The organism is Achromobacter sp. 1L-A-4-B-C2 (assembly GCF_057291955.1).
Map to the genome: position 1 here is coordinate 662,081 of NZ_JBXAWP010000002.1, position 25,140 is coordinate 687,220.

Consider the following 25,140-nt stretch of genomic DNA (forward strand, 5'->3'; position numbering starts at 1 on the left):
CATGGCGCCGACCCTGACCATCACCCCCGCGGACGCCTTGATCGACGTGCCGCGCCAGATCCGGGTGGAAAACGTGGCACCCGGCCAAACGGTGCATATCACCGCGCGCACCCGCCGCAACGGCGTGATCTGGCAAGCCCAGGCCGCCTACACGGCGGGCGAAGACGGCGTGGTCGACCTGACCCGCGACGCGCCCGTCTCGGGCGACTACACCGGTTTGTCGCCGATGGGCCTGATCTGGTCGCAAGCCCCCGTGGACTCGCCCAGCCGCGAACACTTCAACCACCCGGTGACCGATGCCTTGGTCACCGACGTGGTTGCGCGTGTGGGTGCGGTTGAAGGCGGCACTGATGCCGGCGTTGTAGCCGACATGCAGGCGCAAGCCACCTTCACGCAACGCTTGGCGCTGGACGGCGTCACGCGCCACGAGGTCCGCGAAGAAGGCTTGGTCGGCACGCTGTACCTGCCGGCAGGCAGCAAGCCCGGTTCGCACCCCGCCGTCATGATCCTGAACGGCTCGGGCGGCGGCATCAACGAACCCCGCGCGGCGCTATACGCATCGCGCGGCTACGCCGCCTTTGCGCTGGCGTACTTCAAGGCACCGGGCCTGTCCGACTACATCTCGAACACCCCGCTGGAATACTTCCAGACCGGCCTGCGCTGGCTGCGCAAAAAGGTTCAGCCCAAGCACGACTTCGTCGCCATCAGCGGCCAGTCGCGCGGCGGTGAACTCGTGCTGCTGCTGGGCGCAACCTTCCCCAAGGAAGTGTCCGCCGTCGTCGCCTACGTACCCGGCGCCGTCGTCCACAGCGGCCAGAACGCTTGCGACCCCAAGATCGGCCGCGAAGGTCCGACCTGGCTGCTGGGCGGCAAGCCCATCCCCCACGTCTGGGAAAACAACCGCACCGCCACCTGGGCCCCGTTCGATGAAGGCCCATCGCCGCATCGTCACGAGAAAGCCATCCTGACCGCGCTGCAAGACCCCGACGCCGTCGCCCGCGCCCGCATTCGCGTGGAAGACATCGAAGGCCCGGTCATGCTGCTGTCGGCCACCGACGATGGATCATGGCCGTCGAGCCTGTATTCGAAGATGGTGCAGGACAAGCTGGTCGAAGTGAAACACCCCTACCCCGTCGAATGGCTCGACTACGAAAATGGCGGCCACTCGATCCTGTTCCCGTACGTGCCCACCACCCAGCTCGTCTACGCTCACCCCGTGTCGGGCAAGATCAGCACCAGCGGCGGGAATCCAAAAGACAACGCACGCGCCGACCAGGAATCGTGGGAAGGCGTGAAGAAGTTTTTGGACGCGGCGGTGAAGGCGCGGGCGGCTGCGGTTAATTCGGCTAGCGCGGATTCGGGACGTTCGGATTCCCCAAGCTCGCAATCGGCTGCCGCACAGTCAACAAGCACTTCCGGCAACGCCAGCTGATCAGACACCAAGGAGAACATCCCCATGGCACAACAACCCATCGTCTATGACGCCGTCAATGATCTGGTCGACAAGCTCGTCGGCCTGACGCCCGGCAGCAAAACTTTTCAGGTCCGCCACCAACGCGAAAAAGTCGCCGCCGCCACGCAAGGCAGCTACGACGCCCTGTTCGACCCGCCACTGCCCGGCTTGTCGCTGGCCGAACGCCTGCTGGTCGCGCTGTACGCCACCCGCATCAGCCCGTCGCCGCTGCTGGCCTCGCACTACCGCGCACGCTTGGCGGAAACCGACGCAGCCCCCGCCGACATCGCCGTCGCAGAATCCGGCACGCCGTCAGACGCCTCCACCCCGCGCCTGGCTGCCGTGTTGGAATTCACGCGCAAGCTGATCGAAAACCCCGTCGAAGGCGACGAAGCCGCGCTGAAGACCCTGCCCGCAGCAGGCGTCACCACGCCCGCAGTGGTCACCCTGTCGCAACTGATCGCCTTCCTGTCGTACCAGACCCGTCTGGTCGCCGGCCTGGCCGCGATGAAAGACCTGGAAGGCCAAGCCCCCCGCGCCGCCGCCGTCCCGCCCGCGCCCTTCGAACCCAACACCGCCGCCACCGAACCCGGCGCCGTCATCAAGGCCCACGGCTTCACCAACGAAGTGCTGGAGTGGAAGGCATGGCTCGACGTCGTCAACGTCGACACCGCCACCCCGGAACAAGTCGCCGTCCTGGAAGAAAGCCACCCCAAGGCCAAGGTCTCGGACTACTACCTGTTCCTGGTCCACCAACCGGAAATCCTGCGCCAGCGCTCCACCGCCTTCAACGCCATCATGTACGCCCCAGGCGGCCTGTCGCGCGCCGAACGCGAGCTGGGCTCCACGGTCGTCTCGCGTGTGAACGGCTGCGTGTACTGCGCATCCGTCCACGCACAGCGCTTCGAACAACTGGCCAAGCGTAATGAAGTGATCGCGCAAGTGTTCGAAGACCCCTACACCGCCGGCACCACGGCGCGAGAACTGGCGATTGCCCAGTTCTCGATCCAGATCACCGAAGCCCAGGCCGACGTCAACGCCAACAGCATCCAGGCATTGAAGGATGCGGGCTTGAGCGAAGGCGAAGTGCTGGACCTGCTGCACTCGGACGCGATCTTCGCCTGGGCAAATCGTTTGATGCTGAACCTGGGCGAACCGGTTTTTGCCACCGTAGGCTAAGACCCGCTTTTTGTACTGCCCTGCGGGCGCATCAGCGTTTTCGTTAAACTGACACTTTCCGCGCCACTACGCGCCCCGCCCCGTGCGGGGCGCTTTGCCTTCCCCCATGTCAGAAAAAACCCACGACATCCGCCCCGGCCAGTCGATCGAACTCCTAAAAGCCCTGCACATCCTGACCCGCGACGGCAAGATGAACCAGGACAGCCGCCGTAAGCTGAAACAGGTCTATCACCTGTTTCAGTTCATCGAGCCCTTGCTGAAAGACGTGCAACAAGAACGTGGCGCGGTGACGCTCGCGGATCACGGGGCTGGTAAGTCGTATTTGGGGTTTATTTTGTATGACTTGTTCTTCAAGGAACAGAAAGATGCCGTCGGGAATGGGTCCCATATTTATGGGATTGAAACTCGCGAGGAACTGGTGAAGTCGTCAGAGGAACTGGCGAAGCGGCTCGGGTTTGGCGGGATGTCGTTCTTGAATCTGTCGGTGGCGGAATCGATCACGTCGGATAAGTTGCCGGCGACGATTGATGTGGTCACTGCGTTGCACGCTTGTAATACCGCCACCGATGACGCGATTCACTTTGCGTTGGAGAAGAAGGCGAAGTACATCGTCGTTGTGCCTTGCTGCCAGGCGGAAGTGGCTTCTGTGCTAAGGAAGAATAAAGGCACGGCGCTGGCTGATCCGCTGGCGGAGATCTGGCGGCATCCGTTGCATACGCGGGAATTTGGAAGCCAGATTACGAATGTGCTGCGGTGCTTGCAGCTGGAAGCGCATGGGTATCAGGTTAGTGTGACGGAGTTGGTCGGGTGGGAGCATTCTATGAAGAATGAGCTGATCGTGGCGCAGTTTAAGGATTTGCCGACCCGGAAGCCTGCGGAGAGGTTGACGGAGATGTTGGAGCGGATTGGATTGCAGGAGTTGAAGGATCGGTTTTTTGTGCCGGTGGCTGCATGAATATGACGAAGGGCTCTGCGGAGTCCTTTGTGCTTTTTGACTGTCGTTTGGGGCGAGACAAAAACGTCACGCGCATCGTTGCTGCTTCCGTAGCGTTCCGCCGTATACTCGCCCTGCGGTCACACCAATGACCGTCCGGTTTGACAGCTGGAAATGACAAAAGGCGGACTGCCGCTGCAATAGCGGCATTTTTACGTCCGTAGGCCGACGCACGTCCCTGCTATGGGCGGGCCTTGGCTGGGGCACGCTCGCGTGCGCCGGTTTCTTTTGTCACCGGTCTGTCAACCCGGCCTTGCGCCCGCCCACCCCGATTGACAGCGGGGCGCGGGTCTAACGACGAAAGAGGCTGCTATGAATGATCACCCCTTTACTTATGACCGCTGGGCTACGCCGGATGATCCGGAGTTTGCGCTTGTGCGGGTCGATGATTTGAGGAAGATGGAGCGGGCTTGCCAAGGGATTTGGGCTATTGCTCGGATTGTGGGGAATAGTGTGAATGAGCCGGGGGCGACGGGTGCGTCGCCCATAAACGCGGACGTAATGTCAAATTTGATGGGTGGGGTGGAAAGCCTTTGCCATCCCGTTTCCGAACTGATTACGGATCTACTTGAAGAAGCTAGATCGAACGAACAGCGATCAAAAGAGCGAGCGCAAACTACCGGATAAAGCTTTACCCAGTTAAACCACCGTGGCTTTCCAAGGACGCGCGAGACTGAAATTACAAAAAAGATCGATTGAGCTAGGCTTTCGCTGTTCTTCGGCAAATTTTAAAAACAACCCTAGGCCGACGAAATCCACACAAAATTTGCAATTCCTCTGACCAAAATGAAAAGTACAACCAAAGATATTTTAGAGAACATCAATAAAGAATTAAGCGGCAGCGAAAGGGATTTATATCGGGAAAGCCAGAGATCTCTGAAATTCTACGTTCGAGAAATTAATAGTGATTTCAGTAGGTGGATAGCAGCAAAAGATCGCGAAAGAGACCAGCAGAAATACGAACTCACATGGACTCTCGGTTTAATCGGCGTCATTGGAGTTATGTTAGCGATCACCCGGTCAGCCAGCAGTGATTGGGAGTGGGCACGCGAAAACACCTTAACTTTCCGACTATGTGCTGTAGTTCTGTGTACTTTGTTCGTCGGGATATCCTTAGAGCGTTCGGCAGTGGTACGGTCGCTGTGGAGCTTCACCATTACCAAGTTCTTGGTGTCCATCATCGTTTCCGGATTGGTTCTTTATGCTCGCGGAAAAGCTGCAGGACACATCAACGAAATATTTCACGTTGACGCTTCTGCATTCCCCATCACATTGATCTTCACAACGGCAATTCTGGTCCTTAAATTTCTGGTTCCGTTTGTCCTGGCGGTAGCGATATTTCTATTCTCGGTACATATCTTCACCGGAGCGCATTGGTGCTGGGCCAAATTTAAAGGCAAAGATACCCAGTTATTCCCGGTGTATTCTTTACTAACCGCATTCGTATCAGCCGTAATTCTTTATTTTGGTTGGGGTTGGTCGACCAATCAACTATCAAACTCCCGAGTGCCGGAGAAAATTTATTTGATGGCATATGCGCTAGACTTTAGCCACTGGAATGAATGCGCTAATGTGCCACTGGGTCAACCAATAGTCTTTCTGGGAAACGATCAAGAGTCTGTATTAGTCGCCCCACACAAATTGACTGATTTCGATTTTTCAACGTTTTTCGAGGCATCAGTTGACGTGCCGACCGATTTTATTCGACTACGCTGCGACTACAAATCCGCGCCGAAAGCTAACGATCTCCCCGCCGGCTGATTGTGCTTACTTGCTCTAATCTCGCCCCCTTCCAACCGCACTTTTGGTTAATAGACCTTCGAGGGACGTGGGGCCCCGGTCAAGCACACTAGGGCCGATTAGGTGTGTTCGGTAGGCGCTTACGTCTATGTGGCGCAATAGGCCGTTTCAAGAATTATCGCGGGAGTTCTGGCGTCCTCTGTTCCAGCGCCATTACTTTCTGGGTGGCGTACAGTTTGTAGGCCGTCATTCGAGAAACGATAGTAGCCACGATCTTTCTTCGGGAACCCTTCTGAAACGGGTTGTGTGATGAGGTATGCACCAAACCCCTTTGCACAAGGCGGTTTCACATCAAACTCGGTATATTGCTCCCCGGCTTGCATAACCGTCCGGATCGCCCCATCAAGCGCGGCCCCTTCTTTCTGCGTATAGACCGGTCGCGGATACACCGCTTCGGCGGGTTTTTCAAATTCGACGCACGCGAAATTGGAGGCCGAATATCCGCAACAATTTCCGCCAAAATTCGTCTCAGATATAACGCTCCACAGAGCAAGACGGCCATCATCCGGGCCAGTTTTACCGCACAGCTGGTCGGCAAAGACATTTAGGGGGGTGGGCAGAGGGTGGTGAATAGAACCCGCCCAGTTGAGCGACATACCAGGTTGGACAATCACGTTCTGACGGACTGCCATAAATTCACCGCTCACTGCACGCTCGACACGAAAGCTCTTAACTCTAGGCCAACGCTCGAATGTCCACCCGCCCTTTTGACCGAGTAGGCAAGTTCGGAACCTACTGAGGTCTTGTTCGAGGACTGAGCATTGATCGCCCGCATTGCCACGCCAAACGTTGGATGGCATGCTTAGCATCACCTCGTCAGAATACTGGTCGCGCGTGGGTATAACCCAGTTCGACTTGTCTTGCGGCGTAGCGGCTATCTGTCGCACCGCAGTATCCGCAAGCTGCCTGACATAGTCGAGATAGCTCCTCAGGATCAGACCCTCATTTAGCGCGGCCGCGTTTTGATATTCGTTCGTCGACATCCCGTCGTTAACCGTGGCCAGCTCTTCCTCCAGCAACCTTAGAGTCGCGACAGCCGCTGTCAATCTGCCGTTGTTCGGGGCAGGGATTGGTTTTGGTACTGCCGGCGGCCATCCGCTCACGGCGCCGTAATCCGATAGCTCGCCACTCAGGGCCTTGGCCTGGGATGGGAAGTTGCGTACCTCGGGAAGGAACTCGCCGAGCCTTCGGATGAGTTGTTCGGGGGTAAGGACGACGGCTCCGCCCGTGCTATCGACCCCACCGCTTGCGGGCATATGGCCAATCGCCAGCAAGGCGAGCAATTGCCCTGTATCGCCTCCCGTTTGCACGTAGCGAACCGTCACTCGGCGCCCCTGCGACAGCGTCCGAATGGCTTCATCATATGATCCTGCCCCTGCGAACCCGCTTGCTGCAGCTTTAACGTCAATCCTCAGCTGCTGTGACTCTGCAGCTGATGTCGTGGCGAATTCCATCAGTGCGGCTAGCTCACCGCCGTAGCTGATGCTGCGGACGAAACTGTCTCCGTATCCCTGAAAGAAATCTTCAGGACTGCTACTGGCGGCGGCTACAGCGTTCGCGTTGAGGGGGTAGGTCGATATGCTGTCCGTCCGAATTTCCACCAACGCGCGGACCGCCACATATGCGTTTCGACGGCTCAATGTGCTCGAACGCATGAGATTTGCCCGTGCATTGCCCCCAACGCCGCCGGCGCCATACGACGCCGCCGCACTGATTTTCAGCACTCGGGCGAGCTCGCTATAGTCGTCTACGTATTGGAGGTCATATTCGACACGGTTTGACTCGGAAGGGGTGACCTCGGGCAACGCTAGCGCCTGGGCCCGCATAGAACCGACCCCCAGCGCGTAGCCTTGCCCTAGATGGGTAGACTGTGTCAATGGGATTGGGGGCAGCGCTGCGACTTGCCCGTTTACGACACTCGTCAGCGTGAGGCTAAGCGCGACGCCAGGCACGGCCAGCCATGCTTTGCGGAATTTCCCGTGCGTCTTCGAGCCAACATTATTGTTCATGTTAGAGCTCCACCGCGCCGGTGCTTTCCCCCACCGGTCATGGCGCGTCTGACGGTGTGTTCCATCATATCGGCAAATACTGCGCTCGTGCTGTGGACGATGACAAGATGGTAGAAACCCGCGCAGCGCCAGTGCTCTACGGCACCCGTGGAATGGTTTCTGTAACGCACAACGGCATTCACTAGAAGAGCTGCTTCAAGCGCCGGAGCAACGTCGGCAGGCGATATCCAGAGCGCGTCGCAGCGTAGGCATTGCGTCCGGTCTCGGGGAATGCGGGCCACGTTTTAACTGAGAAATGTATGTGCGATGTGTCGGTCATCGCGCTTGCATACGGGCTGCATCCAATAGCGTTCAACGCTCAAAACTCCAGGGCGATGAATACCTGAAGTCGACCGCCATTTAAGAACCGGTACTGAAAGTTCCAGGAGGAGATCCCGGGGAGTTGTCTGCTTTTTCCGATCGTACCTGACCGTTCTCGACGTCAAGGGCGCCTCCACCGGCGGCGCGGCTTCGCCGGCGCTGCCCCTTGACCGCTCCGCTGCGGCCAGGTCCTGGCGCGACACCAGGCAACCCGCCTGGCTGCCACGTAGGACCAAAAAACGATGCTGCATCGATCTGTGTTCTCTTCCACTCCCACCGCCTCCCTGCCGGAATAGCCGCGTAGCCTTACCGCTATCTTGCCAACGGCGAAGTTGAAAGCGATAACTCCGCAGCAGAGCGGTCGCTGCGCGGAGTCGCTCTCGGCCGCAAAATCTATCTGTTCATGGGTTCGGAACGCGGCGGTGAACGAGCCGCCACGATGTACAGCCTGATGGAAACGGCCAAGCTCAACGGGATTAACCCCGAGGCCTATCTGCGTCATGTACTCTTGGTGATCGCAGACTATCCCGTTAACCGCGTCGCCGATCTGCTGCCCTGGAACGTCAAGTTCTGAGCAACTTGCTCCCCGTCGTCAAGACGGTATTGGGCGGGCCCATACCGATTAGACGATCGAAGCAAGGGTTAACCGAGGCATGAATTGCAACGGCGGGAGAGCGCCCAGCGAATCGCGCAGGCGTTTTTGGTTGTAATTGAGCAACCATTGATCGGTAATCGCTTGGACCCGCTCAACGTTGTCGAATAGGGGCGCGTCGAGCACTTCGGTACGTTACGCTAGGTTCGATTGAAGCGCTCGATAAAGGTGTTCTGTTTTAGCTTGCCAGGCTGGATATAGCGAATCGCAATACCTTAACCGCCAGCCCATTCGGTAAAGCCTCTAGGATCATCTCCAGACCGTTATTCAGCCGTATTTCATCGGGAGGACCATAGCCAGTTGATCAAACGGCTCAAGACCTGAATCAGGAGCGTCAAAGGGAAGGGCATGCCTACCTCAATGGCCAACCACTCCCGGTTCGCCTCGTCACGTTCAGAGTCCGAAACCGTCGGCCGCAGTAGAGAACCTCATGAATGAAGTCGACCGCCAAACAACGATTCGATTCTGTGGCCAGATCCAATGGCTGTCGCAGTCGGTCGGGTAGCCGCCTTTTGCAGCGTCGAGGCAAATTCAGACCCGTGTCACGGTACCTTAGGCCTACGTCAAAGCCGTAAATCCTCCTTTGTTGAAGGCAACTTCCGACTCAGGGAAATCCAAAAAAATCTACAGCCTGGTGTCTACCTCAAGGGCGAACTTATGCTAGCACCACAATTTATAAGAGCAAAATAACGACGCGGAGATTCCGAACACCCCTGCCACACAAAACGTAGTGCGAAATGCTCGCCCATAGGTCCAGAGGCGACTCCACCCATTGGATGTATGCGCATCCTTTAAGAAAAAAGCAGATTCGTCAATAAACAAATGCGAGGACGAATCTAGGGAGCTCTGTTCCAAGGCCGCAATGACAGCCTCCGCGCGCTTCACCAGCACACACACTCTCTGATCCAATTTCCAAAAGATAAATGCGATGAAAGACAAAAGCAAACCAAGAACAATTCCAATAAAATTCAAGCTCCGGCCGCCTTGAATGGCGGTAGCAATCCCTGCAGCTAAAAGCCCCGTCGCGCCCAAAAAAAAATTAAACACTGTCATACGCTGCTTAGCGTGGAGCTCAAAGTAACGCCATGCATGCTCTATAGACTTGTCGTGCGCTAAACGCATACACCCTCTCTAGTAATATATATTTACTGCAACAAAGTAGATTTCACGCTTATAGAACCGATTTATTAATTTTTAAGATTACGTATTCAGCATCCCTGTTCGCTGAGAGCGCCTCATTGATCTATAAGCTTAGGAAGCTGATTACTCATGACCTCCACTACAAATCTCGCGGATATCACGCATGCTGAAGCATGTAGGGCATCTCCTTTAGCCGAATCTCCCATGTCTACCACAGCTTTAGCTCCAAAGAAAAATGGCGCGAGCACTGATTGATTCGCGGCTTCATACATGGCGTACATCTCCATCTCTAATGCACCCCACTTCCTGTGTTGCTCTCCAATCTGGGCCATGCGTTCGGCATCTGCTATTACTACCGAGCCCGACGAAACAGGAGCTATACGAACAATTGACTCCTTGAGTTCTGTATCGAAAAGATCCTCTTTTAAACGCTTCAGCAATAAAGGCTGCTCAACGAGTTGCTCCAAGTCAGTCCGAAAGACTGGGGACATCGGCACTTGATATGGCTCCTGACAGAACTTTCCATCCTTATATTTCCCAGTCTGGTATTCCCAACAGACTTGTCCAACTACTATATCTAAGAGATTAGACTCGCCTTTCACTCCAGCACAAATCCCACTCATAGAAACAATTCTTGGCGCAAACAACTCAATTGCCTTCGCACATGTTATTGCCATATTTACTAGCCCCATACCGGAGGGCGTTATACACATGCCTCGATAGTTTCCGATCGCCATTTCTTGACAATTCAAGCCCCCAATCTGCTTGAACTCCCCTAGCACTGCAGAGGTAGATCTATAGCCGTTTCTCTCCTTAGCTAGAGCACAGAAAACTATGAAGTCCAATCTTCGTTTACTTTTTATTTTTTCGAACTTTTGCAACAAGCTTTGCTTCCATCGGCTATCTTCCGCCCCGAATGCGACAACAGTAATCCCATTATCATTGAAGAGTGGCGACTTTACCAATGCATCATCTTCATATTTCGTAATAGCAATCGCCTCGGAATAATAATTCTTGCTTTTTGCAAACTCCGCGACAATATCAGCCGATACGTCCTGCTCGTCTGTCCGCCCATGTATCAATGGAAGGTAGATATCGAAAACAATCAGATCATAAGACTTCGTGAGAATTTTAAGACGTGCGTCGGATAAGTTATCTACTCCATCAACCAGCGCGACAGCATCGATAGAGTTTATATACTCAAAAATCTCTCTGTACTTATTCTGGTCATCTTCAATCAACAGATATTTCATTTTTCGTTCTCAACACTTCGGTTAGCGTTTCTCGCCACTCGGCAGATTCGTTGTCATAGTGAACAACCCATACCTTTTTTATTTCGTATAGTGAATTTATTACCCCAGCAGCATTTTCTATCGAGTAGTATTCAAATTCAATTTCAACATCCGGGTATTGCGTTAACACTACCGTCGGAATAAGAGTCTTGCCAAGAATTTTCAACTCAAGGATAATTTCTATGCCACCAGCTGGCATCGATACGGGGCTACCTTCCCCAGCCACTGCGGGATGACTGGGAAGCGACATATCCAGCACAATAAGATCTGGGACCTCAGACCTAAGGTAATTAACAGCGCCAAAAACATTATCGTGGTGTATTAGATCAATCTCGCTAAAGATTTCCTTCAGCAACTCTGCTACACGGGAAAACTTAAAAAGATCATCTTCAACAACAAGAATTTTCATCTAATAATCAACTTTGAATGAAAATGAAGCGGCAACCTTGCGCACGTCAAAGTTAAAAGTGACGTCTTCAATATAGCCCTCCTGCTCCATTCTTCTAAGCTTTTTTATGCCGCTGCGCCCTTCCACTACTAGGGCATCTTCACAATCACCCTCCAGCGCAGTAAGAATTGAAGCTCTGACCACCTCGATGCAATCATATGAACGGATTTCAGAAGCAAGGCTAATAGAAACCCTCTTCTTGCCTTCAATCTCTTCCAATCCAATATTCATTATCAAAACCCCGTCAGGTTTTCCCTTTTGGGCAGCATTATATATCAATATAAACAATGCATCATATAAAACAAAATACGTGCCGCCATTTAATATAAATCCGGAGTCGTTCACTATTACTTCAGGGTGGTAATCAGGCTCCAATGATTTAACTTCAGACACCACCGCTTTGAATAGAAGGGAAATATCCGCGCTAGGAGATGCAATAGATGGCTTATTAAACCAAGATGCGATCGTCCTAAATCTCTCGGCGGTTAAAGAGTTCAGTTCCTGCCCAAACTCATGAAGCTCTCGTTGCCTCGCAATTGGCGCTGATGAAACAGCCGTTCTGAATACAGCATGCTTGGCCTTCTTCTCCATCACGAATTTCCGAATATTGGACAAATCCTCTTCCAAAATTCTCCAGCAGTACTCTAGAATTATGTAAGGCAACTCCAAGCAAGATTTATTGGTGCCAAACGATTTTATAATGTCGTACAGCAGGTGATTAGCGGCCAATCGTTTAGTGGCAGACCTAAAGTCTCGAAATATCAAGCCTTCTGGCTTGTCTTTGTGGTGAATGTGAAGATATTTATCTCTCAATTCATCCAGTGCCAGCTCATACCCTTTTAGCCATACTCTATAAGCATCCTCAATTTCCCTCAGCTCGAATAACGCTGAAAACCGCTCATTTTTTACAAAGTTTGCGACGTCACTGAAACCCGTTCCTTTCAATGTTCCATGGCGAATTCTTCTGCCAAGATACGACGCGACGCCATAGATCTTATTTGAACAAAATTCTTCATAGCATTTAACAACTAGGCTTCCTAACTGTTCATAGATCCCAATGCCCGTTTTTACTTTCTCCCAGGTCAAAGACTGGAGAACCGCCTCAATTGGCTGAGGAAGCGACTCAAGCAAGATAGCAAAATCATCTGACACATGATCATTAACCCACTGAGTGAATTTCACCGGATCCACGTAAATTCTAGAATCATCGATCGTTCCCCTTTCTTTGTTTATTTGAACATCAATTCTCAGATTTTTAGCTCGCTCCAGGAAAATTACATCTCCTGTTTTTTCCGCGTACCATTCTAAGATGTTGGCGCGCTCTTGAATCGCTGCATTGGGCGTTTTTATAATCTGAAATAATTTACTCAAAAATGTCTCGTCTGCGGTCTGAATAAGATGCTCCGCAACTGAAGGGGAGACACTGTAGATGTAACTCAACAGACCGGTCAGTTTTCCGTCGAAATCTCTTTCAGCCGATCCTTGTAAGACCGCCCTGAGCTCGTGTTCTTTTAACTGGCTTTTTTGTTTTATATGGGCCAGACAATGGATAACTATTTTCAATTCATCTGTTGCCGCGCGCGCCTTAATGCTCTCAATATGTTGAGTAGGACATATTATCCCTATGTCCCGTGTGCGGGACATAAGCCGGACGAAATCCAAATCATCACCCGCAAGCTGCCCATCCGATCTTTCTAATGCGTATATTAAAGCCGTAGAATTCTGAAAATGACATGCTGACGCGGCAGAATACCTATCGATTCCAAACCCACCCGAATACGGCACAGACCCTATATCCGATAGCTTACGAACATTCGCAAAATAGTCACAGAGTAATAGCCTCTCGTATGGCGTTCTTCGCTCTTCTTTATTTTCTAAGTTATTGTATAAAGCAGCATGAATAGTTTTATATTGGCATAACTGATTCAGCTCGATAAGTAAAAAAGCTTCTCTAAATACAAGTGCCCCTTTTACCTCATCAGAGGCATCATAAATATCTTCTATTTTTATTTTTATTTCCGAAAGCGCCCGATAGGCGGAGACAATATCGTCGTCAACTGGAGGCACAAACGGGAGGCGTGCTGTCTGTAGTCTGCAGAAGTACAGGAACGCATCCAGCAGAGATATGAGGTAATGGCTATTCAGAGTCTGCGCGAAAACATTCTCACTTCTAGGAATATGATCGATAAAGCTCTGAGCAACCAAGACACTTACTCCTGGCTCAGACCTATTAACTCGATCAGATATGTTTATATAATCGGTTTTGTCGCTGCTAAGCTCCTTCATCGCATTTGAAATGTAGCGAACATTATTGACCGACAAAACTCTGAACACATCTTCGATCTCACCAAGAAAATCTACATCGGAGACGTGATTTTTAATGAAATGGAGATTCCTGAGTAAGAAGAGAGACGCACCACCATTATCAGCGAGTATTCCACATTGACGTAGCCCTTCAGAAAAATCTCTTCTCGCTGTTGCCTCAATAACTTTTGAACATATATCCAAGAGATCAAGAAGCTTATTCTTGTTTTTTCTGAATTTTTCTAGAATTACTTCTGGAGAAAAGGCCGATACGACCTGCTTACCCACAAGCCTAGTAAATTTCTTGTTGAAATCTCTACCAACATAGCTTCCCGAAAATATTGGACTCTCGCGAATGATCTCAATAGCGATTTTATAGTCTGATTCGGTACACGATCTTCTTATCTTCTCTAGCTGTCTGACTGAATCCGAGACATCTGTATTTGCCAACATCCCCCGTAATAAATTTCTTGCTGAAATTGAAGAGAGATCGCCAATTTTTGGATTTTTTTTCATTTTTTCTATTCAATTACAGTATTTATATCTACGAATGCAGGGCAATTCCGAACAATCGCTGCGCCGGTCAATTCTCGACAGGAATTCCGATGTATAACACTCGCCTTCCAGGGATACACAACTTCCCCTTCGCAGAACTTCCGGCTTGGACCAATTAGGAATTAACAGGCGGCCATAGCGAGCAGGCCGCTGGAGCCTGCTCACGAAATATTAAAAAATGGTAGCGCGCGTGACGGCCCTGCAAGCGCCAAAAGTGAGGCCATCTACTGGCGCGACAGTGGTACGGAACATCGAATCTCGTTCTAAGGTTGAAAGATAGAAACTCTTTACCTCGGAAAGCGCTTGCGTACGTGACACTCTGGATCCAAATCGATGATGCGGATAGTGCGGCTCCGTGCTTTTTCGGTGTCACTGTGCAACTTCTACCAGTCTAGCCCAGCAGATGCATAAGCAAACTGCAAAGGAGACATATTGGCTTAACGAATCGAACAGGAATGCGTTGCCTCGAACAAAGATCCAAAGGCAAAGATCGATCAAAGATTCTAAATGTTACCTTAGTTACTAGTTTTGATCCACGATAAATCTAAGGTTCCGAGCGCGCGGCCATACGTACGCATGGACCGTGCTGTTGTCTCGTTTGGTAACTGCCGAGGGGGGACTGTCATCTTCCCTCCACCCGCCCCCACCTCCCCGCAATCCCCCCCGCCGCCGCCTTCATCCTCTCCACCACCATCCCAAATCTCTCCACCCCCAACCTCTCCGCCATCGCCGTCACGGTAATCGCCCCCAGCGCTACCCCACCCTCCGTCAACACCGGCACCGCCACCGCACTAGTCCCCGGCATTAACCCCATTGCCGCATGCGCAATCCCCTCCCTCCGCGCCGCCTCAACCCGCGCAATCACATCCTCCACCCGCTCCCCCATCACCTCCAGCCTGGCCGCATTCCCCCGCACCAACTCCACACTCTCTTCCCTTCCCAAACTAGCCAACAACGCCACCCCCGACACCCCCACGCCCAACGGCCGTCTAACCCCCACCTCAATCGACAGCACCTGTATCGGATGCCTGCCCGTCCGCCGCCCGATACATATCGAATCGTGCCCATGTCGAATACTCAAAAACACCGTATCCCCCACCTGATCGGCCAGCTCGCTCATATACGGGTCCGCCAGTGTCAGCAGCGGAAAGCGCCTTGTCCGCGCCAACCCCAGCAAACTGATCTCTTGCCCGATCAAATACCGTCGCGTTTCTGAATCCTGTTCAACCGCGCCCTCTTGCACCAGCGTCTTCAGCAAGCGATGCACGGTGGGCCGATTCAAGCCGGACATGCGTTCCAGATCCACCAGCCTTACCCCGCGCTCTTGTCCGCAGGCAATCAGGCGCAGCAGCGCCAAGGCCCTGCGTACCGTCTGTGCGCCGGACGCGCTTTTATCTTCTGAGTCGCTCACGCGGCCTCCGGTTTGATAATGGATTTGGGCGTCTGCTGAATACCGCGCTTGGTGACGATGGGGCCTAGCGATGCGTAGTTCGGCCCGCCGATGCGGCAGATGGGGCGTAGTAATGCCGTATCGATCTTGCCGTCTTGCAGCAGGCCATCGCGTATATGGAACATCACGACTTCGCCCACGAAGAACTCCGCGCCGGTGTCGCCAAACGGGGTGACGCTATGAAAGCGGCATTCCAGGCTGATGGGCGCGGCGGCAAGTCTTGGGGTGTCGATAACGGCGCCGGGAAGCACGCTTAAACCCAGCACGTCGACTTCACTGACTTCGGGCGGGTGTTCTTGGGCGCTGTCGTGCAGGGGATCAAGCAGGGTTTCGTCGCCGACGTTGACGACGAAGTGGCGGTTGGCCAGGATGTTTTCAGCGGTGTCTTTGCGTTTGCCGGCTTTGCGGCCGATGTTGACGCCGATCATGGGGGGTTTGTTTGAGACGAAGGTGTAGCAGCTGAACGGCGCCAGGTTGACGCCGCCGTGGGCGTTGACGCTGCTGATCCAGGCGATGGGCCGGGGCACGACGATGCCGCTCATCAGGCGGTAGGTTTGTTCGGGGTTCAGGTCGCTGGCGGGAAAGTGCATGGTGGGTCTGGCTCCGTAGTCCGGATATTGAACATTCAACAATGAATAAAACCGCGTGCGCAATAGGCGCCCAGGGTAATTCTGCGGCGAAATGCGGTGCGGCCAGAAGCCGCCCACAAAGCAACCTGCCAAAAGAGTCCAACATCCGGAACTTTTCTTGAAATTCGGATTGTTCAGCGGCGCGGGAATTTCTAGAGTGTCGTCAAACACAACAAACAAAACGTGATGACACGACCAGGAGACAACCCATGCATCGCAATGCGCTTCGCGCCTGCGCCACGGTGGCGCTGACCGTTCTGACTTCCATGGCGCACGCCGCGTGGCCCGAGAAACCCGTGAAGATCGTGGTGCCCTATCCGCCGGGCGGCAATGTGGATGTGGCGGCGCGGCTGATTGCGCCGGGCTTGCAGGCGGCGTTTGGGCAGCCGTTTATTGTCGAGAACAAGCCGGGTGCGGGCGGCATGATTGCCGGCGAGCAGGTGGCGCGCTCCGAGCCCGATGGCTACACCTTGTTCATGGCGGCGAACGGGCCGCTGCTGTTCTCGCCGCTGATTTTCAAGCGGGATGCGTACAAGTGGGACCGGGACTTTGCGCCGATCAGTTCGGTGTCGTACACGCCGCTGGTGTTGCAGGTGAAGCCCGGCTTGCCGGCGCAGACGCTGGCTGAATTGCTGGCGCTGGCGAAGAAAGAGCCGGGCAAGCTGAACATGGCGTCTCCGGGTGCGGGGACCACGAATCATCTGGTCAGCGAGCTATTGCAGTCGTTGACGGGCGCGCGTTGGACGACGGCGCAGTACAAGGGCAACGCGCCGGCCACAACCGATCTGTTGGGCGGGCAGGTGGATTTCAACTTTGATCAGATTTCGGTGGCGCTGCCGTATGTCAAGGAAGGCCGCTTGCGCGCCTTGGCGGTGACAACGGTCAAGCGCGTGCCCTCGATGCCGGACGTGCCGACGTTTGCGGAAGCGGGTGTGCAGGGCATGGAGGCGGCCACGTTTACGGGCCTGCTTGCGCCCAAGGGCACGCCGCCGGATGTGCAGAAGCGCTTGAGCGAAGCGCTGACGAAGATTCTGGCGCAGCCGACGATCATTCAGCGTTTTGATGAGCTGGGCGCCGAGGCGCGCGGCAGCTCGCCCGAGGAATTCACGCGCTATCTGGCAGCGGAAGACGCGCGCTGGACGCCGATCATCAAGCGTGCGGGCATCACGGCGAACTAAGGGCAGACCACCGCCGCCGGACCGCAGCCTGGCCTGACCCGCCAGCAGCCACGCCCTGACAACCGAACGCATCGCGGCCTTGCCTGGTCATGGCCGCGATGCCGCCCCACCCTCTTCTTTCCACACGGAACCCGCCATGAGCAGACGCAGCATTTACGCCGAAGGCTTCAGCCACAAGAACCCCATTCCGGCCGCGTGCCGGATTGGGCCCATGCTGTATTCGGGCAGCATCCAAGGCACCGACCCCGCCACGGGCGCGTACGGCGCGACGTTGGAGCGCCAGTGCGAACTGATGTTCGACCACGTGCGGCGCATTGTGGAAGCGGGCGGCGGCTCGCTGGATCACATCGCGAAGATGACGGTGTGGATGCGCGACCGCAGCCAGCGTGCGGCGCTGAATGCGGTGTGGCTGCAAGCGTTTCCGGATGCGGAGAACCGCCCGGCACGGCACACGATGCAGGCCGATCTGGATGGCGACAAGCTGATCGAATGCGATTTTGTGGCCGTGATCGGGTAAGGGAGACAGACGATGACTCAAAGCCAAATGACTCAGAGCCAAATGAATCAAAGCCAAAGTTCACAGAATCAAGCCGTGCAGAATCCAGCGTCGCAGAAGCAAGCGCCGCAACATTCCCCTTCGCAGTACCAACCCTTCAATCCCCGCCCCACTGCGCCCGCTATCCGGCTGCCGCCTAAGGCCTGCGACAGCCAGTTTCACGTATTTGGCTCCGCAGACCGTTACCCGGTTCGCCCCGGCGCGGCGTACGAGATGCCCAGCGCCACCATCGAGACCGCGCTGGGCCTGCACCGCCTGCTGGGCATCGAGCGCGGCGTGATCGTGCAGGCTACGACCTATGGCGCGGATCACCAGGTGGTGTTGGACGGCCTGGCCGCCGCCGGCCCGTCGTATCGCGGTTGCGCGAATGCGGTGGTGCTGGCCGAGCGTGACGACGCCTACATACAAAAGCTGCACGATGCGGGCGTGCGCGGGGCGCGCTTCACGCGCCAGGGCTTGGGCATCAGCATGGCGCCTGCCGTGTTCGACCGCGCCATTGCGCGCATTCGTGAACTGGGTTGGTACGCCAAGTTTCAGCCGGAGCCCGACGGCATGATGGCGCAGGCGGCGCAGTTTGAACGGCTGGATATTCCGGTGCTGCTGGATCACATGGGGCGTGCCGATCCCACTGCGGGCGCGGCAGATCCGACTCGGCAGTTGTTGGAGTCCTTGCTACGTCGCGGCAACTTCTGGGTGATGTTGTCGCTGACGGAAAAGATCTCACGCAGCGGCCCGCCTTGGGACGACGTGACGCCGCTTGCGCAAGCGCTGATCGCCGCCAACCCCGACCGCGTGGTGTGGGGCAGCGACTGGCCGCATCCCGTCTCCACTAAACCCACGCCCGACGAGGGCCAGTTGGTGGACCAGTTGGCGCGTTATGCGGGCGACGCCGCGACGCTTAAGAAAATCCTGGTGGACAACCCCGCTCGCTTGTTTGGATTCGACGAATGAAACTGCTGACTTATACGCATGAAGGCCGCACGCACTTTGGTGCGTTGCGCGGCCAGGACCAGATCGTGGCCTTGGATCAACATGGCCATGGTTATGACAGCCTGCGCGACGCGCTGGAAGCCAACGCCATGCCCGCGCTGGCCAAATTGGCGGACTCGCTTCCCGCCACGCACAAGCTGAACGACGTGCGGCTGTTGCCGCCGATTCCGCAGCCAGAAAAAATCATCTGCGTCGGCGTGAACTACGGCAAGCGCAACGAGGAATACCAGGACGGCAGCGCGCCGCCCGCCTACCCCAGCGTGTTCCCGCGCTTTCCCGGTTCGTTCGTGGGTCATGGCGAACCCTTGCTGCGCCCCCCGGAATCCGAGCAGCTGGATTACGAAGGCGAGATCGCCATCATCATCGGCAAGGCCGGCCGCCGCATTGCGGCTGAGGACGCCTGGAGCCACATCGCGGGCCTGACCTGCCTGAACGAAGGTACGGTGCGCGACTGGATCAAACACGGCAAGTTCAACGTCACGCAGGGCAAGAACTTTGACGCCAGCGGTTCGATGGGGCCGTGGATGGTAACGGCCGATGAGTTCGATCCGGCCGCACCGCTGACAGTGAACACGCGCGTGAACGGTGAACTGCGTCAGCAAGACGCCACCGACAACCTGATGTTCCCGTTCGCGGAACTGATCCGCTACATCTCCATCTGGACCACGCTGAAACCCGGCGATGTGATCTCCACCGGCACGCCCATCGGCGCAGGCGTGCGCTTCACGCCGCCGCGCTTTTTGAAGCCGGGCGATGTGGTTGAAGTCGAAGTGGCCGGCATTGGCGTGTTGTCCAACCCCGTGGCCGACGAAGTCGCCGCGCACTGATCAGGAGCCTTCCATGCTTAACGACGACGACCGCGCCCGCGCGGCCAGCCTGCTGCTTGAAGCCGAGCGCAGCGGCGTGCCCACCACGCAGTTGGACCAGGCGTTTCCCGGTATTGAGATTGCGGATGCGTACGCCATCCAGCAACGTAATATCGACCAGAAGATTGCCGACGGCGCCAAGCTGCGCGGCCACAAGATCGGCCTGACGTCCAAGGCGATGCAAAGCACCGTCGGTATCGACGAGCCGGACTACGGCCATTTGCTGGACACGATGTTCTTCCAGGACGGGCAGACCATTCCCACCGACAAGCTGATCGTGCCGCGCGTGGAAGTCGAGCTGGCTTTCGTGCTGGGCAAGCCCTTGCGAGGCCCGGATGTGAGCCTATTCGATGTGTTGGATGCCACGGATTACGTGGTGCCGGCGCTGGAACTGATCGACGGCCGCAGCAAATATCCGCGCCGCATCGTGGACAACATTGCCGATAACGCGGCGTGTGCCGGCATCGTGCTGGGCGGCCGGCCGGTGCGGCCGATGGATATTGATCTGCGCTGGGTTGGCGCCCTACTGCTGAAAAATGGCGTGATCGAGGAATCCGGCGTGTCGGCGGCCGTGCTGGGGCATCCGGCGTTGGGTATTGCGTGGTTGGCGAACAAGCTTGCGCAGCACGACGCCGGGCTGGAAGCCGGACACATCGTGCTGGCGGGGTCCTTCACACGCACCGTTGCGGTCAAACGCGGCGACACGCTGCATGCCGACTACGGCAAGCTGGGCAGCATCTCGGTGCATTTTTCATAAGGCGGCGCGCATGGAACTCCCCATCAATACGTTCAAACGCGCCCTGCGTGAACAGCGTCATCAAACCGGGCTGTGGGTCACGCTTGGGAATGCGAACAGTACCGAACTGGTCGCGGCCAGCGGCTTTGATTGGCTGCTGCTGGATACCGAGCACACGCCCGTGGTGCTGCCGACGGTAATGGCGCAGTTGCAGGCGGCTGGCGCGTATAAGAGCCATCCGGTGGTGCGCCCGTCTTGGAATGACAAGGTGCAGATCAAACAGTATCTGGATATCGGCGCGCAGACCTTGTTGCTGCCGTATGTGCAGAACGCGGACGAGGCGCAAAGCGCGGTGGCGGGTATGCGTTATGCGCCGCGCGGCGTGCGGGGCGTTAGCGGCACGATGCGCGCGACTCGGTATGGGCGTGTGGCGGACTATATGCACCGGTGCGAAGAGGAATTGTGTTTGCTGGTGCAGGCAGAGACTGGCGAGGCGCTGGAGAAGCTGGACGCCATGATTGCGGTGGATGGCGTCGATGGGGTGTTTATCGGCCCCGCGGATCTGGCTGCCAGCTTGGGATATCCCGGCGAGCCGCAGCATCCGAAGGTGGTGGCCCAGGTGGAAAGCGCCATCCGGCGGGTACGCGCGGCAGGCAAGGCGCCGGGGGTGTTGACGGGCGATGAGGCGCTGGCGCGGCGCTATATCGAGGCAGGGAGTTTGTTTACGGCGGTCGGCGTGGACGCGGCGATCTTGGTGCGGCATTGCGATGCGTTGGCGGAGCGCTTCGCAGGCATCTAAGGCGGGTGTTTATCGGCACGGCGATCTTGTCTGCCTCGTTCTGGGCGTAGCAAACCCGCTGGGCCACATTTGGCCCGATCAAGCCAAATTTGACCCGCTATAACTCATTGATAAAGCACTGCTAATTTTTAAACGGGCCAGATATGGCCCGTTTTGCGTTGGAAATTCCGGCAATTCCGGGTGCTTGGCGCAACGCAGCGCGGGCGGCGTCGCGCAAATAGCCCATAAGTCATTGATAGCGTTGACGGTTTTACTTTTCTCTGTCGGCATGGCACGGATATTGCATTAGTCCTCACAGCACTTCGTTTTGAAAGCGCCGGGTCGATTCATTTACGACGCTGGACGCTAGTGAATGGCGTGACGTGCTTTACACGCCGAATTGATCGCGGAGTTGATGATGAGTTCGCATGCAAGCTCTTTCGCCCACCAGGCTCGGCTGGCGGTGTTGGAAACGATGGCGGTGCCAGCAGGTACTTGCCGCGCTTGCGAGCGCAGCGGAATGCCGATCTTGTTGCTGCGCGATGCGCCATTGCCGCCAAGATCCTCGCCGTCTTGGACATCTTCGTCAACGTCGTTGCCGTTCGACCCTGAACAAGACCGCGTACGCATCGATATGCAGCCGGGCAACTATCGCCTACTGCGCGAAGGGTTTGTGTATGTGCTGCTGGATCAGGAAATCTGGCACGCGTACCAAGTCACCGCCGACGGGCACATGCGCCAATATGATCCGTACCGAATGCCCGAGGGCACGCCCCGCCCCTTGTCCAAGGCTTGCACGGGTGTAGGGCACGACGTGCGCGCTTCGTTCATACACGTCGACACGAAGGCCTACAAGGAAGCGTGGATCGCGTTCTCGCAAGATCGGTGGCCTGAGCCGGTGTTGGATGCCTACAAGGCGCAGACGGCGCCATCCGCGCGGTTCTTGAAAGTGGACCTGGCAACGTTGCGTGACACGCCCCAAACGGTATTGCACGGGTTGAAATTCGCGGATGGGTTTCTGACCGATCGCGTGTGGGAATACCGTTACGACGGCGAGGATTTCGGCAGCCGACATGCCGTGCGTACACGTACCCCCAGGTTTGTGCCGTTGAATGATTACGTCGACGACATCGCAAAGACGCAAGGCCTGCCGCAAGGTGTGCCGGTATTGGCGTTGCCCGATCCGGTGGGCGCGGTGTTGGAATTCAATCAACAACGCCATTTGCTGATTAACGACCGGCTCGCATGGGCGGGCAATGCCGAACGGCAGTATCTGCTTTTTACATCGGCGGCGCTGGTGCAGATCAGAGAGTTGGAGAAGACCTGGGCACACACCCAAGCGGTACAGGAAGTCGAAAAAGACATCGAATACCGCCGACAACATAATGAGCATCCGGTGCTGGGCACGCGTTCCCATTTGCCGCCGGTGGATGTCCCACGAGAAACGGAAATCGCAGCCAGGCGCATCACGGCTGATTATCACGAACGCCTGGAACAACGCTACAGCGAGCCGCGTCGCAAGCAGTTTCAGGACATGCACGATAAGGAATGGCAGCGCAGGCAAGGACTGATAGATACGATGGCGGCCCGCTATGTCGCATGGCTGCAATCCCTGGCCTGGCTGCGCATCGCGCGATACGACTACTCGGCTACCGATCCGCACTCGGCAGCGGCGTACACCAAGATGGTGGCAGCCTGCCTGGACGGCGGCCCCAGCGAAGCGCCCCCGGTTGGTGGCGCGGATCTTGGTCCCACGCAGCAGCTGTGGAAGGCCTTGCTGGAAAACCCCGACAGCATTCTGTACCAGGCGCTACTAGCCAAGAACGCACGCCTGCTTGAAGGCCTGCGTCCCACTTTTACGGAAGGCTTCAAGGCCAATGATTCCGGCAAGCTGTATGCCGCAATCAAAGACGTGATGGCCTCGCAAGAAGGCGAGATGTACCTACGCAGCAGCGTGAAAGACGCGGTGGGCCAACTGCAAGGCGCGATGATCAACGCGATGTTGACGATGGACGCACGGGCGCAAGAACAGCTTCTACCCGTGGCCGCCACCGTGCATCAAGCCGCCCTGCTGCTGTGCGAGCGCGTCCAAATGCTGCGAGTTCAGATCGAACTGACGCTGGGCGAGTATCAGGAATTACTCACCCAACAGATGCGCCAGGAATACGACAAGGCCGCAAAGGAAACCGGCAAGAAGGCTCGCGCGCTGATATTCAGCGGCATGCTGACCCTGCCGGGTCCGGCACAGAACCACATATTCAAAGCCACGTTCTGGGTGGCGGATACCGCTGAAGGACTGAAAAACAAGCTAACTGCAATGTCCAACGCCACGGCGGAGACCCTGGAAGGCGGTTGGCGCAGCGTGGTGGTGGGCATTGGCGGCCTGGAACCGAAGGCACATGCAATAGCCGGGCAACTACGGACCACTGCTGCGGATGCAAAGCTACGGGCGCATACCGCCTTTGTTGGAATACGCGGGATGGCGAACTTGGATTTGGCGTTGTCCATGGGCGCGTTGTTCTTTCAGCAAGATGGGCTGGCAAGAAGCCTGCAAGACCTGGAGCGCGTGATGGGAGACAAATACCCAGAAGCCATGGCGGGCGTGGCGGCAAGCGCGGTGGGGGTGGTGGGCGTCAGCATTGAAGCGACGGGGTTGGGAATAAGAAGCGTGGCCCGGGCGATGGAGAAAGCCGCTGTCGCCGAAGTACGCGCGGTGAATGCGTTGACGCTGGGCAAGGGATTGATTCGGTTTGGCGGAGTGACCACTGCGCTCTCAGGTGTGGTGGAGGGAGTGCAGTATCGGTATGCGGCTCAACGAAACGAACGTGCCGGCGACTCTGACGCCAGCGCTCGTCACGTGTGGGCAAGCCGGTCTGCCGCATTAGGTGGCGCAGCGGGCGTCTTGGCTGCGTATGTAGGCTCAAGCTCGCTACTGGGATTTCTCGGTCTCGCGCTCGCATTAGGCCTTTGCGCGTATGCCTTGGCTCAAAGCGCAAGAAAGCTGGAATCGACTGCCTTAGAACAATGGTGCCGTCGCTGCTATTTCGGCAATCATGACGAAACACCATCGGTTTGGTGGAATAGCGCAAAGACTGTCGCGTCCATTCCAGCGTATTCGGACCCAACAGTAGCAACAGAAAAATCCCGTGCTGCAAATAGTGACCGAGATATAGCCATCAGCGCTCTTAATGCAGCAATATTGGGATTGGAAGCCGAAGCAAAGTTCCTAAATAATCCCCAGCCGACGCTCGACATTCCTGGTGAAAGTTCGATATGGGGCCAAGCGGTGGCATATCGAATCTGCTTGCCCAATTGGGATTTCACTCGATCCGCCTACGCAATGTACGTCGGCCTGCACAGCTATAAGGGCGAGCATATTGCGGTTGTACGCCAACTCCACACTTCGGCCATCCACAAACTGTCTCCACCGGAGCGGCATTCCAGCTATGAGGTAGATAGCAATGCCACGACAGGCCCCTCACCTGCTGATCCAGTAATAGCAGGAACGCTACTTCTAGCATTTTTAGAACGTGACATCACATCTGCCACGGTGCGCGTCAGGTATTGGCCGGACAAATCAGATATTGAACTCTACGCGGACCTGACTCATACCGCGTATCGATAGTCCCATCGGTGCGCACATCGAGTTGACGGCCTGTAAGGAAAATAATAATGGAAACCACCCATGTCGCATAGGCGGCCCAATCTTCACAAACCCCACTTGGGATGGCAGCGCGACTTGCCGCCGCCCGCTGAAGAATTTACCTCTGA

21 protein-coding genes and 1 pseudogene are annotated in these 25,140 nt (G+C 56.0%); 13 read left to right on the forward strand and 9 right to left on the reverse strand.

The features are described from left to right. Nucleotide 1 precedes the first annotated feature (1 nt). The 5 genes from AC0Z35_RS10415 to AC0Z35_RS10435 all read left to right on the forward strand — a co-directional run bounded on the left by AC0Z35_RS10415 (nt 2) and on the right by AC0Z35_RS10435 (nt 5,387). Nucleotides 2-1,432: an acyl-CoA thioester hydrolase/BAAT C-terminal domain-containing protein gene (locus AC0Z35_RS10415; RefSeq protein ID WP_485131910.1), complete on the forward strand. Its 1,431-nt coding sequence runs from the start codon at nt 2-4 to the stop codon at nt 1,430-1,432. A 24-nt stretch (nt 1,433-1,456) separates the two neighbouring features. Further along, nucleotides 1,457-2,632, forward strand: a complete 1,176-nt coding sequence (locus AC0Z35_RS10420; RefSeq protein ID WP_485131911.1) for a CMD domain protein — start codon at nt 1,457-1,459, stop codon at nt 2,630-2,632. Nucleotides 2,633-2,738: 106 nt separating this feature from the next. After that, nucleotides 2,739-3,587, forward strand: coding sequence for a class I SAM-dependent methyltransferase (locus AC0Z35_RS10425; protein ID WP_485131912.1), 849 nt, complete (start codon nt 2,739-2,741; stop codon nt 3,585-3,587). A gap of 351 nt (nt 3,588-3,938) precedes the next feature. Next, nucleotides 3,939-4,253, forward strand: a complete 315-nt coding sequence (locus AC0Z35_RS10430) for a hypothetical protein (protein ID WP_485131913.1) — start codon at nt 3,939-3,941, stop codon at nt 4,251-4,253. Between the two features lie 159 nt (nt 4,254-4,412). Next, nucleotides 4,413-5,387, forward strand: a complete 975-nt coding sequence (locus tag AC0Z35_RS10435) for a hypothetical protein (protein WP_485131914.1) — start codon at nt 4,413-4,415, stop codon at nt 5,385-5,387. Between the two features lie 125 nt (nt 5,388-5,512). On the opposite strand, the gene AC0Z35_RS10440 is transcribed toward AC0Z35_RS10435, so the two are convergent. After that, nucleotides 5,513-7,435 (reverse strand): hypothetical protein, encoded by a 1,923-nt coding sequence (locus AC0Z35_RS10440; RefSeq protein ID WP_485131915.1) that lies wholly within the window; start codon nt 7,433-7,435, stop codon nt 5,513-5,515. A gap of 670 nt (nt 7,436-8,105) precedes the next feature. Between AC0Z35_RS10440 and AC0Z35_RS10445 the strand changes: the two are divergent. Further along, nucleotides 8,106-8,369 (forward strand): annotated as a pseudogene (locus AC0Z35_RS10445) (transposase domain-containing protein); the annotation flags it as partial. Nucleotides 8,370-8,417: 48 nt separating this feature from the next. On the opposite strand, the gene AC0Z35_RS10450 reads toward AC0Z35_RS10445, so the two are convergent. From AC0Z35_RS10450 to AC0Z35_RS10485, 8 genes are all read right to left on the reverse strand, one after another. Further along, nucleotides 8,418-8,573, reverse strand: a complete 156-nt coding sequence (locus AC0Z35_RS10450) for an integrase core domain-containing protein (protein ID WP_485131916.1) — start codon at nt 8,571-8,573, stop codon at nt 8,418-8,420. A gap of 14 nt (nt 8,574-8,587) precedes the next feature. Continuing rightward, on the reverse strand, nt 8,588-8,659 hold the full coding sequence (locus AC0Z35_RS10455) for a hypothetical protein (RefSeq protein ID WP_485132134.1): 72 nt from the start codon (nt 8,657-8,659) through the stop codon (nt 8,588-8,590). 448 nt (nt 8,660-9,107) lie between these two features. After that, nucleotides 9,108-9,569, reverse strand: coding sequence for a hypothetical protein (locus AC0Z35_RS10460; RefSeq protein WP_485131917.1), 462 nt, complete (start codon nt 9,567-9,569; stop codon nt 9,108-9,110). Between the two features lie 113 nt (nt 9,570-9,682). After that, entirely contained in the window at nt 9,683-10,840 is a 1,158-nt protein-coding gene (locus AC0Z35_RS10465; protein ID WP_485131918.1) for a phosphorylase family protein, read from the reverse strand. Beyond that, nucleotides 10,821-11,288, reverse strand: a complete 468-nt coding sequence (locus AC0Z35_RS10470) for a response regulator (RefSeq protein ID WP_485131919.1) — start codon at nt 11,286-11,288, stop codon at nt 10,821-10,823. Before AC0Z35_RS10470 ends, AC0Z35_RS10465 begins: the two co-directional genes overlap by 20 nt. Continuing rightward, on the reverse strand, nt 11,289-14,147 hold the full coding sequence (locus tag AC0Z35_RS10475) for a hypothetical protein (protein ID WP_485131920.1): 2,859 nt from the start codon (nt 14,145-14,147) through the stop codon (nt 11,289-11,291). It abuts the gene before it with no gap. A 661-nt stretch (nt 14,148-14,808) separates the two neighbouring features. Continuing rightward, entirely contained in the window at nt 14,809-15,597 is a 789-nt protein-coding gene (locus AC0Z35_RS10480) for an IclR family transcriptional regulator (RefSeq protein ID WP_485131921.1), read from the reverse strand. After that, nucleotides 15,594-16,226 carry a flavin reductase family protein gene (locus tag AC0Z35_RS10485; protein ID WP_485131922.1) on the reverse strand — a complete coding sequence of 211 codons (633 nt, stop codon included), beginning with the start codon at nt 16,224-16,226 and terminating at the stop codon, nt 15,594-15,596. Before AC0Z35_RS10485 ends, AC0Z35_RS10480 begins: the two co-directional genes overlap by 4 nt. A 248-nt stretch (nt 16,227-16,474) precedes the next feature. Between AC0Z35_RS10485 and AC0Z35_RS10490 the strand changes: the two genes are divergently transcribed. From AC0Z35_RS10490 to AC0Z35_RS10520, 7 genes are all read left to right on the forward strand, one after another. Further along, nucleotides 16,475-17,443, forward strand: coding sequence for a Bug family tripartite tricarboxylate transporter substrate binding protein (locus tag AC0Z35_RS10490; RefSeq protein WP_485131923.1), 969 nt, complete (start codon nt 16,475-16,477; stop codon nt 17,441-17,443). Nucleotides 17,444-17,579: 136 nt separating this feature from the next. Beyond that, nucleotides 17,580-17,960, forward strand: coding sequence for a RidA family protein (locus tag AC0Z35_RS10495; protein ID WP_120155117.1), 381 nt, complete (start codon nt 17,580-17,582; stop codon nt 17,958-17,960). Nucleotides 17,961-18,002: 42 nt separating this feature from the next. Then, complete coding sequence (locus AC0Z35_RS10500; protein WP_485131924.1) at nt 18,003-18,950, forward strand: amidohydrolase family protein; 948 nt, start codon at nt 18,003-18,005, stop codon at nt 18,948-18,950. After that, nucleotides 18,947-19,816, forward strand: a complete 870-nt coding sequence (locus tag AC0Z35_RS10505) for a fumarylacetoacetate hydrolase family protein (protein ID WP_485131925.1) — start codon at nt 18,947-18,949, stop codon at nt 19,814-19,816. The genes AC0Z35_RS10500 and AC0Z35_RS10505 overlap by 4 nt, the downstream gene beginning before the upstream one ends. A gap of 13 nt (nt 19,817-19,829) precedes the next feature. After that, nucleotides 19,830-20,612, forward strand: coding sequence for a 2-oxo-hept-4-ene-1,7-dioate hydratase (gene hpaH / locus AC0Z35_RS10510; RefSeq protein WP_332607725.1), 783 nt, complete (start codon nt 19,830-19,832; stop codon nt 20,610-20,612). 10 nt (nt 20,613-20,622) lie between these two features. Then, entirely contained in the window at nt 20,623-21,390 is a 768-nt protein-coding gene (locus tag AC0Z35_RS10515) for an aldolase/citrate lyase family protein (protein ID WP_485131926.1), read from the forward strand. A 397-nt stretch (nt 21,391-21,787) separates the two neighbouring features. Beyond that, complete coding sequence (locus tag AC0Z35_RS10520; RefSeq protein ID WP_485131927.1) at nt 21,788-24,994, forward strand: T6SS effector BTH_I2691 family protein; 3,207 nt, start codon at nt 21,788-21,790, stop codon at nt 24,992-24,994. Nucleotides 24,995-25,140 lie beyond the last annotated feature (146 nt).

What these genes read in the sequence shown, in the direction of transcription:
- AC0Z35_RS10415 (WP_485131910.1), top strand. Translation starts at nt 2, where the DNA reads ATGGCGCCGACCCTGACCATCACCCCCGCGGACGCCTTGATCGACGTG.
- AC0Z35_RS10420 (WP_485131911.1), top strand. Translation starts at nt 1,457, where the DNA reads ATGGCACAACAACCCATCGTCTATGACGCCGTCAATGATCTGGTCGAC.
- AC0Z35_RS10425 (WP_485131912.1), top strand. Translation starts at nt 2,739, where the DNA reads ATGTCAGAAAAAACCCACGACATCCGCCCCGGCCAGTCGATCGAACTC.
- AC0Z35_RS10430 (WP_485131913.1), top strand. Translation starts at nt 3,939, where the DNA reads ATGAATGATCACCCCTTTACTTATGACCGCTGGGCTACGCCGGATGAT.
- AC0Z35_RS10435 (WP_485131914.1), top strand. Translation starts at nt 4,413, where the DNA reads ATGAAAAGTACAACCAAAGATATTTTAGAGAACATCAATAAAGAATTA.
- AC0Z35_RS10440 (WP_485131915.1), bottom strand. Translation starts at nt 7,435, where the DNA reads ATGAACAATAATGTTGGCTCGAAGACGCACGGGAAATTCCGCAAAGCA.
- AC0Z35_RS10460 (WP_485131917.1), bottom strand. Translation starts at nt 9,569, where the DNA reads ATGCGTTTAGCGCACGACAAGTCTATAGAGCATGCATGGCGTTACTTT.
- AC0Z35_RS10465 (WP_485131918.1), bottom strand. Translation starts at nt 10,840, where the DNA reads ATGAAATATCTGTTGATTGAAGATGACCAGAATAAGTACAGAGAGATT.
- AC0Z35_RS10470 (WP_485131919.1), bottom strand. Translation starts at nt 11,288, where the DNA reads ATGAAAATTCTTGTTGTTGAAGATGATCTTTTTAAGTTTTCCCGTGTA.
- AC0Z35_RS10475 (WP_485131920.1), bottom strand. Translation starts at nt 14,147, where the DNA reads ATGAAAAAAAATCCAAAAATTGGCGATCTCTCTTCAATTTCAGCAAGA.
- AC0Z35_RS10485 (WP_485131922.1), bottom strand. Translation starts at nt 16,226, where the DNA reads ATGCACTTTCCCGCCAGCGACCTGAACCCCGAACAAACCTACCGCCTG.
- AC0Z35_RS10490 (WP_485131923.1), top strand. Translation starts at nt 16,475, where the DNA reads ATGCATCGCAATGCGCTTCGCGCCTGCGCCACGGTGGCGCTGACCGTT.
- AC0Z35_RS10495 (WP_120155117.1), top strand. Translation starts at nt 17,580, where the DNA reads ATGAGCAGACGCAGCATTTACGCCGAAGGCTTCAGCCACAAGAACCCC.
- AC0Z35_RS10500 (WP_485131924.1), top strand. Translation starts at nt 18,003, where the DNA reads ATGAATCAAAGCCAAAGTTCACAGAATCAAGCCGTGCAGAATCCAGCG.
- AC0Z35_RS10505 (WP_485131925.1), top strand. Translation starts at nt 18,947, where the DNA reads ATGAAACTGCTGACTTATACGCATGAAGGCCGCACGCACTTTGGTGCG.
- hpaH (WP_332607725.1), top strand. Translation starts at nt 19,830, where the DNA reads ATGCTTAACGACGACGACCGCGCCCGCGCGGCCAGCCTGCTGCTTGAA.
- AC0Z35_RS10515 (WP_485131926.1), top strand. Translation starts at nt 20,623, where the DNA reads ATGGAACTCCCCATCAATACGTTCAAACGCGCCCTGCGTGAACAGCGT.
- AC0Z35_RS10520 (WP_485131927.1), top strand. Translation starts at nt 21,788, where the DNA reads ATGAGTTCGCATGCAAGCTCTTTCGCCCACCAGGCTCGGCTGGCGGTG.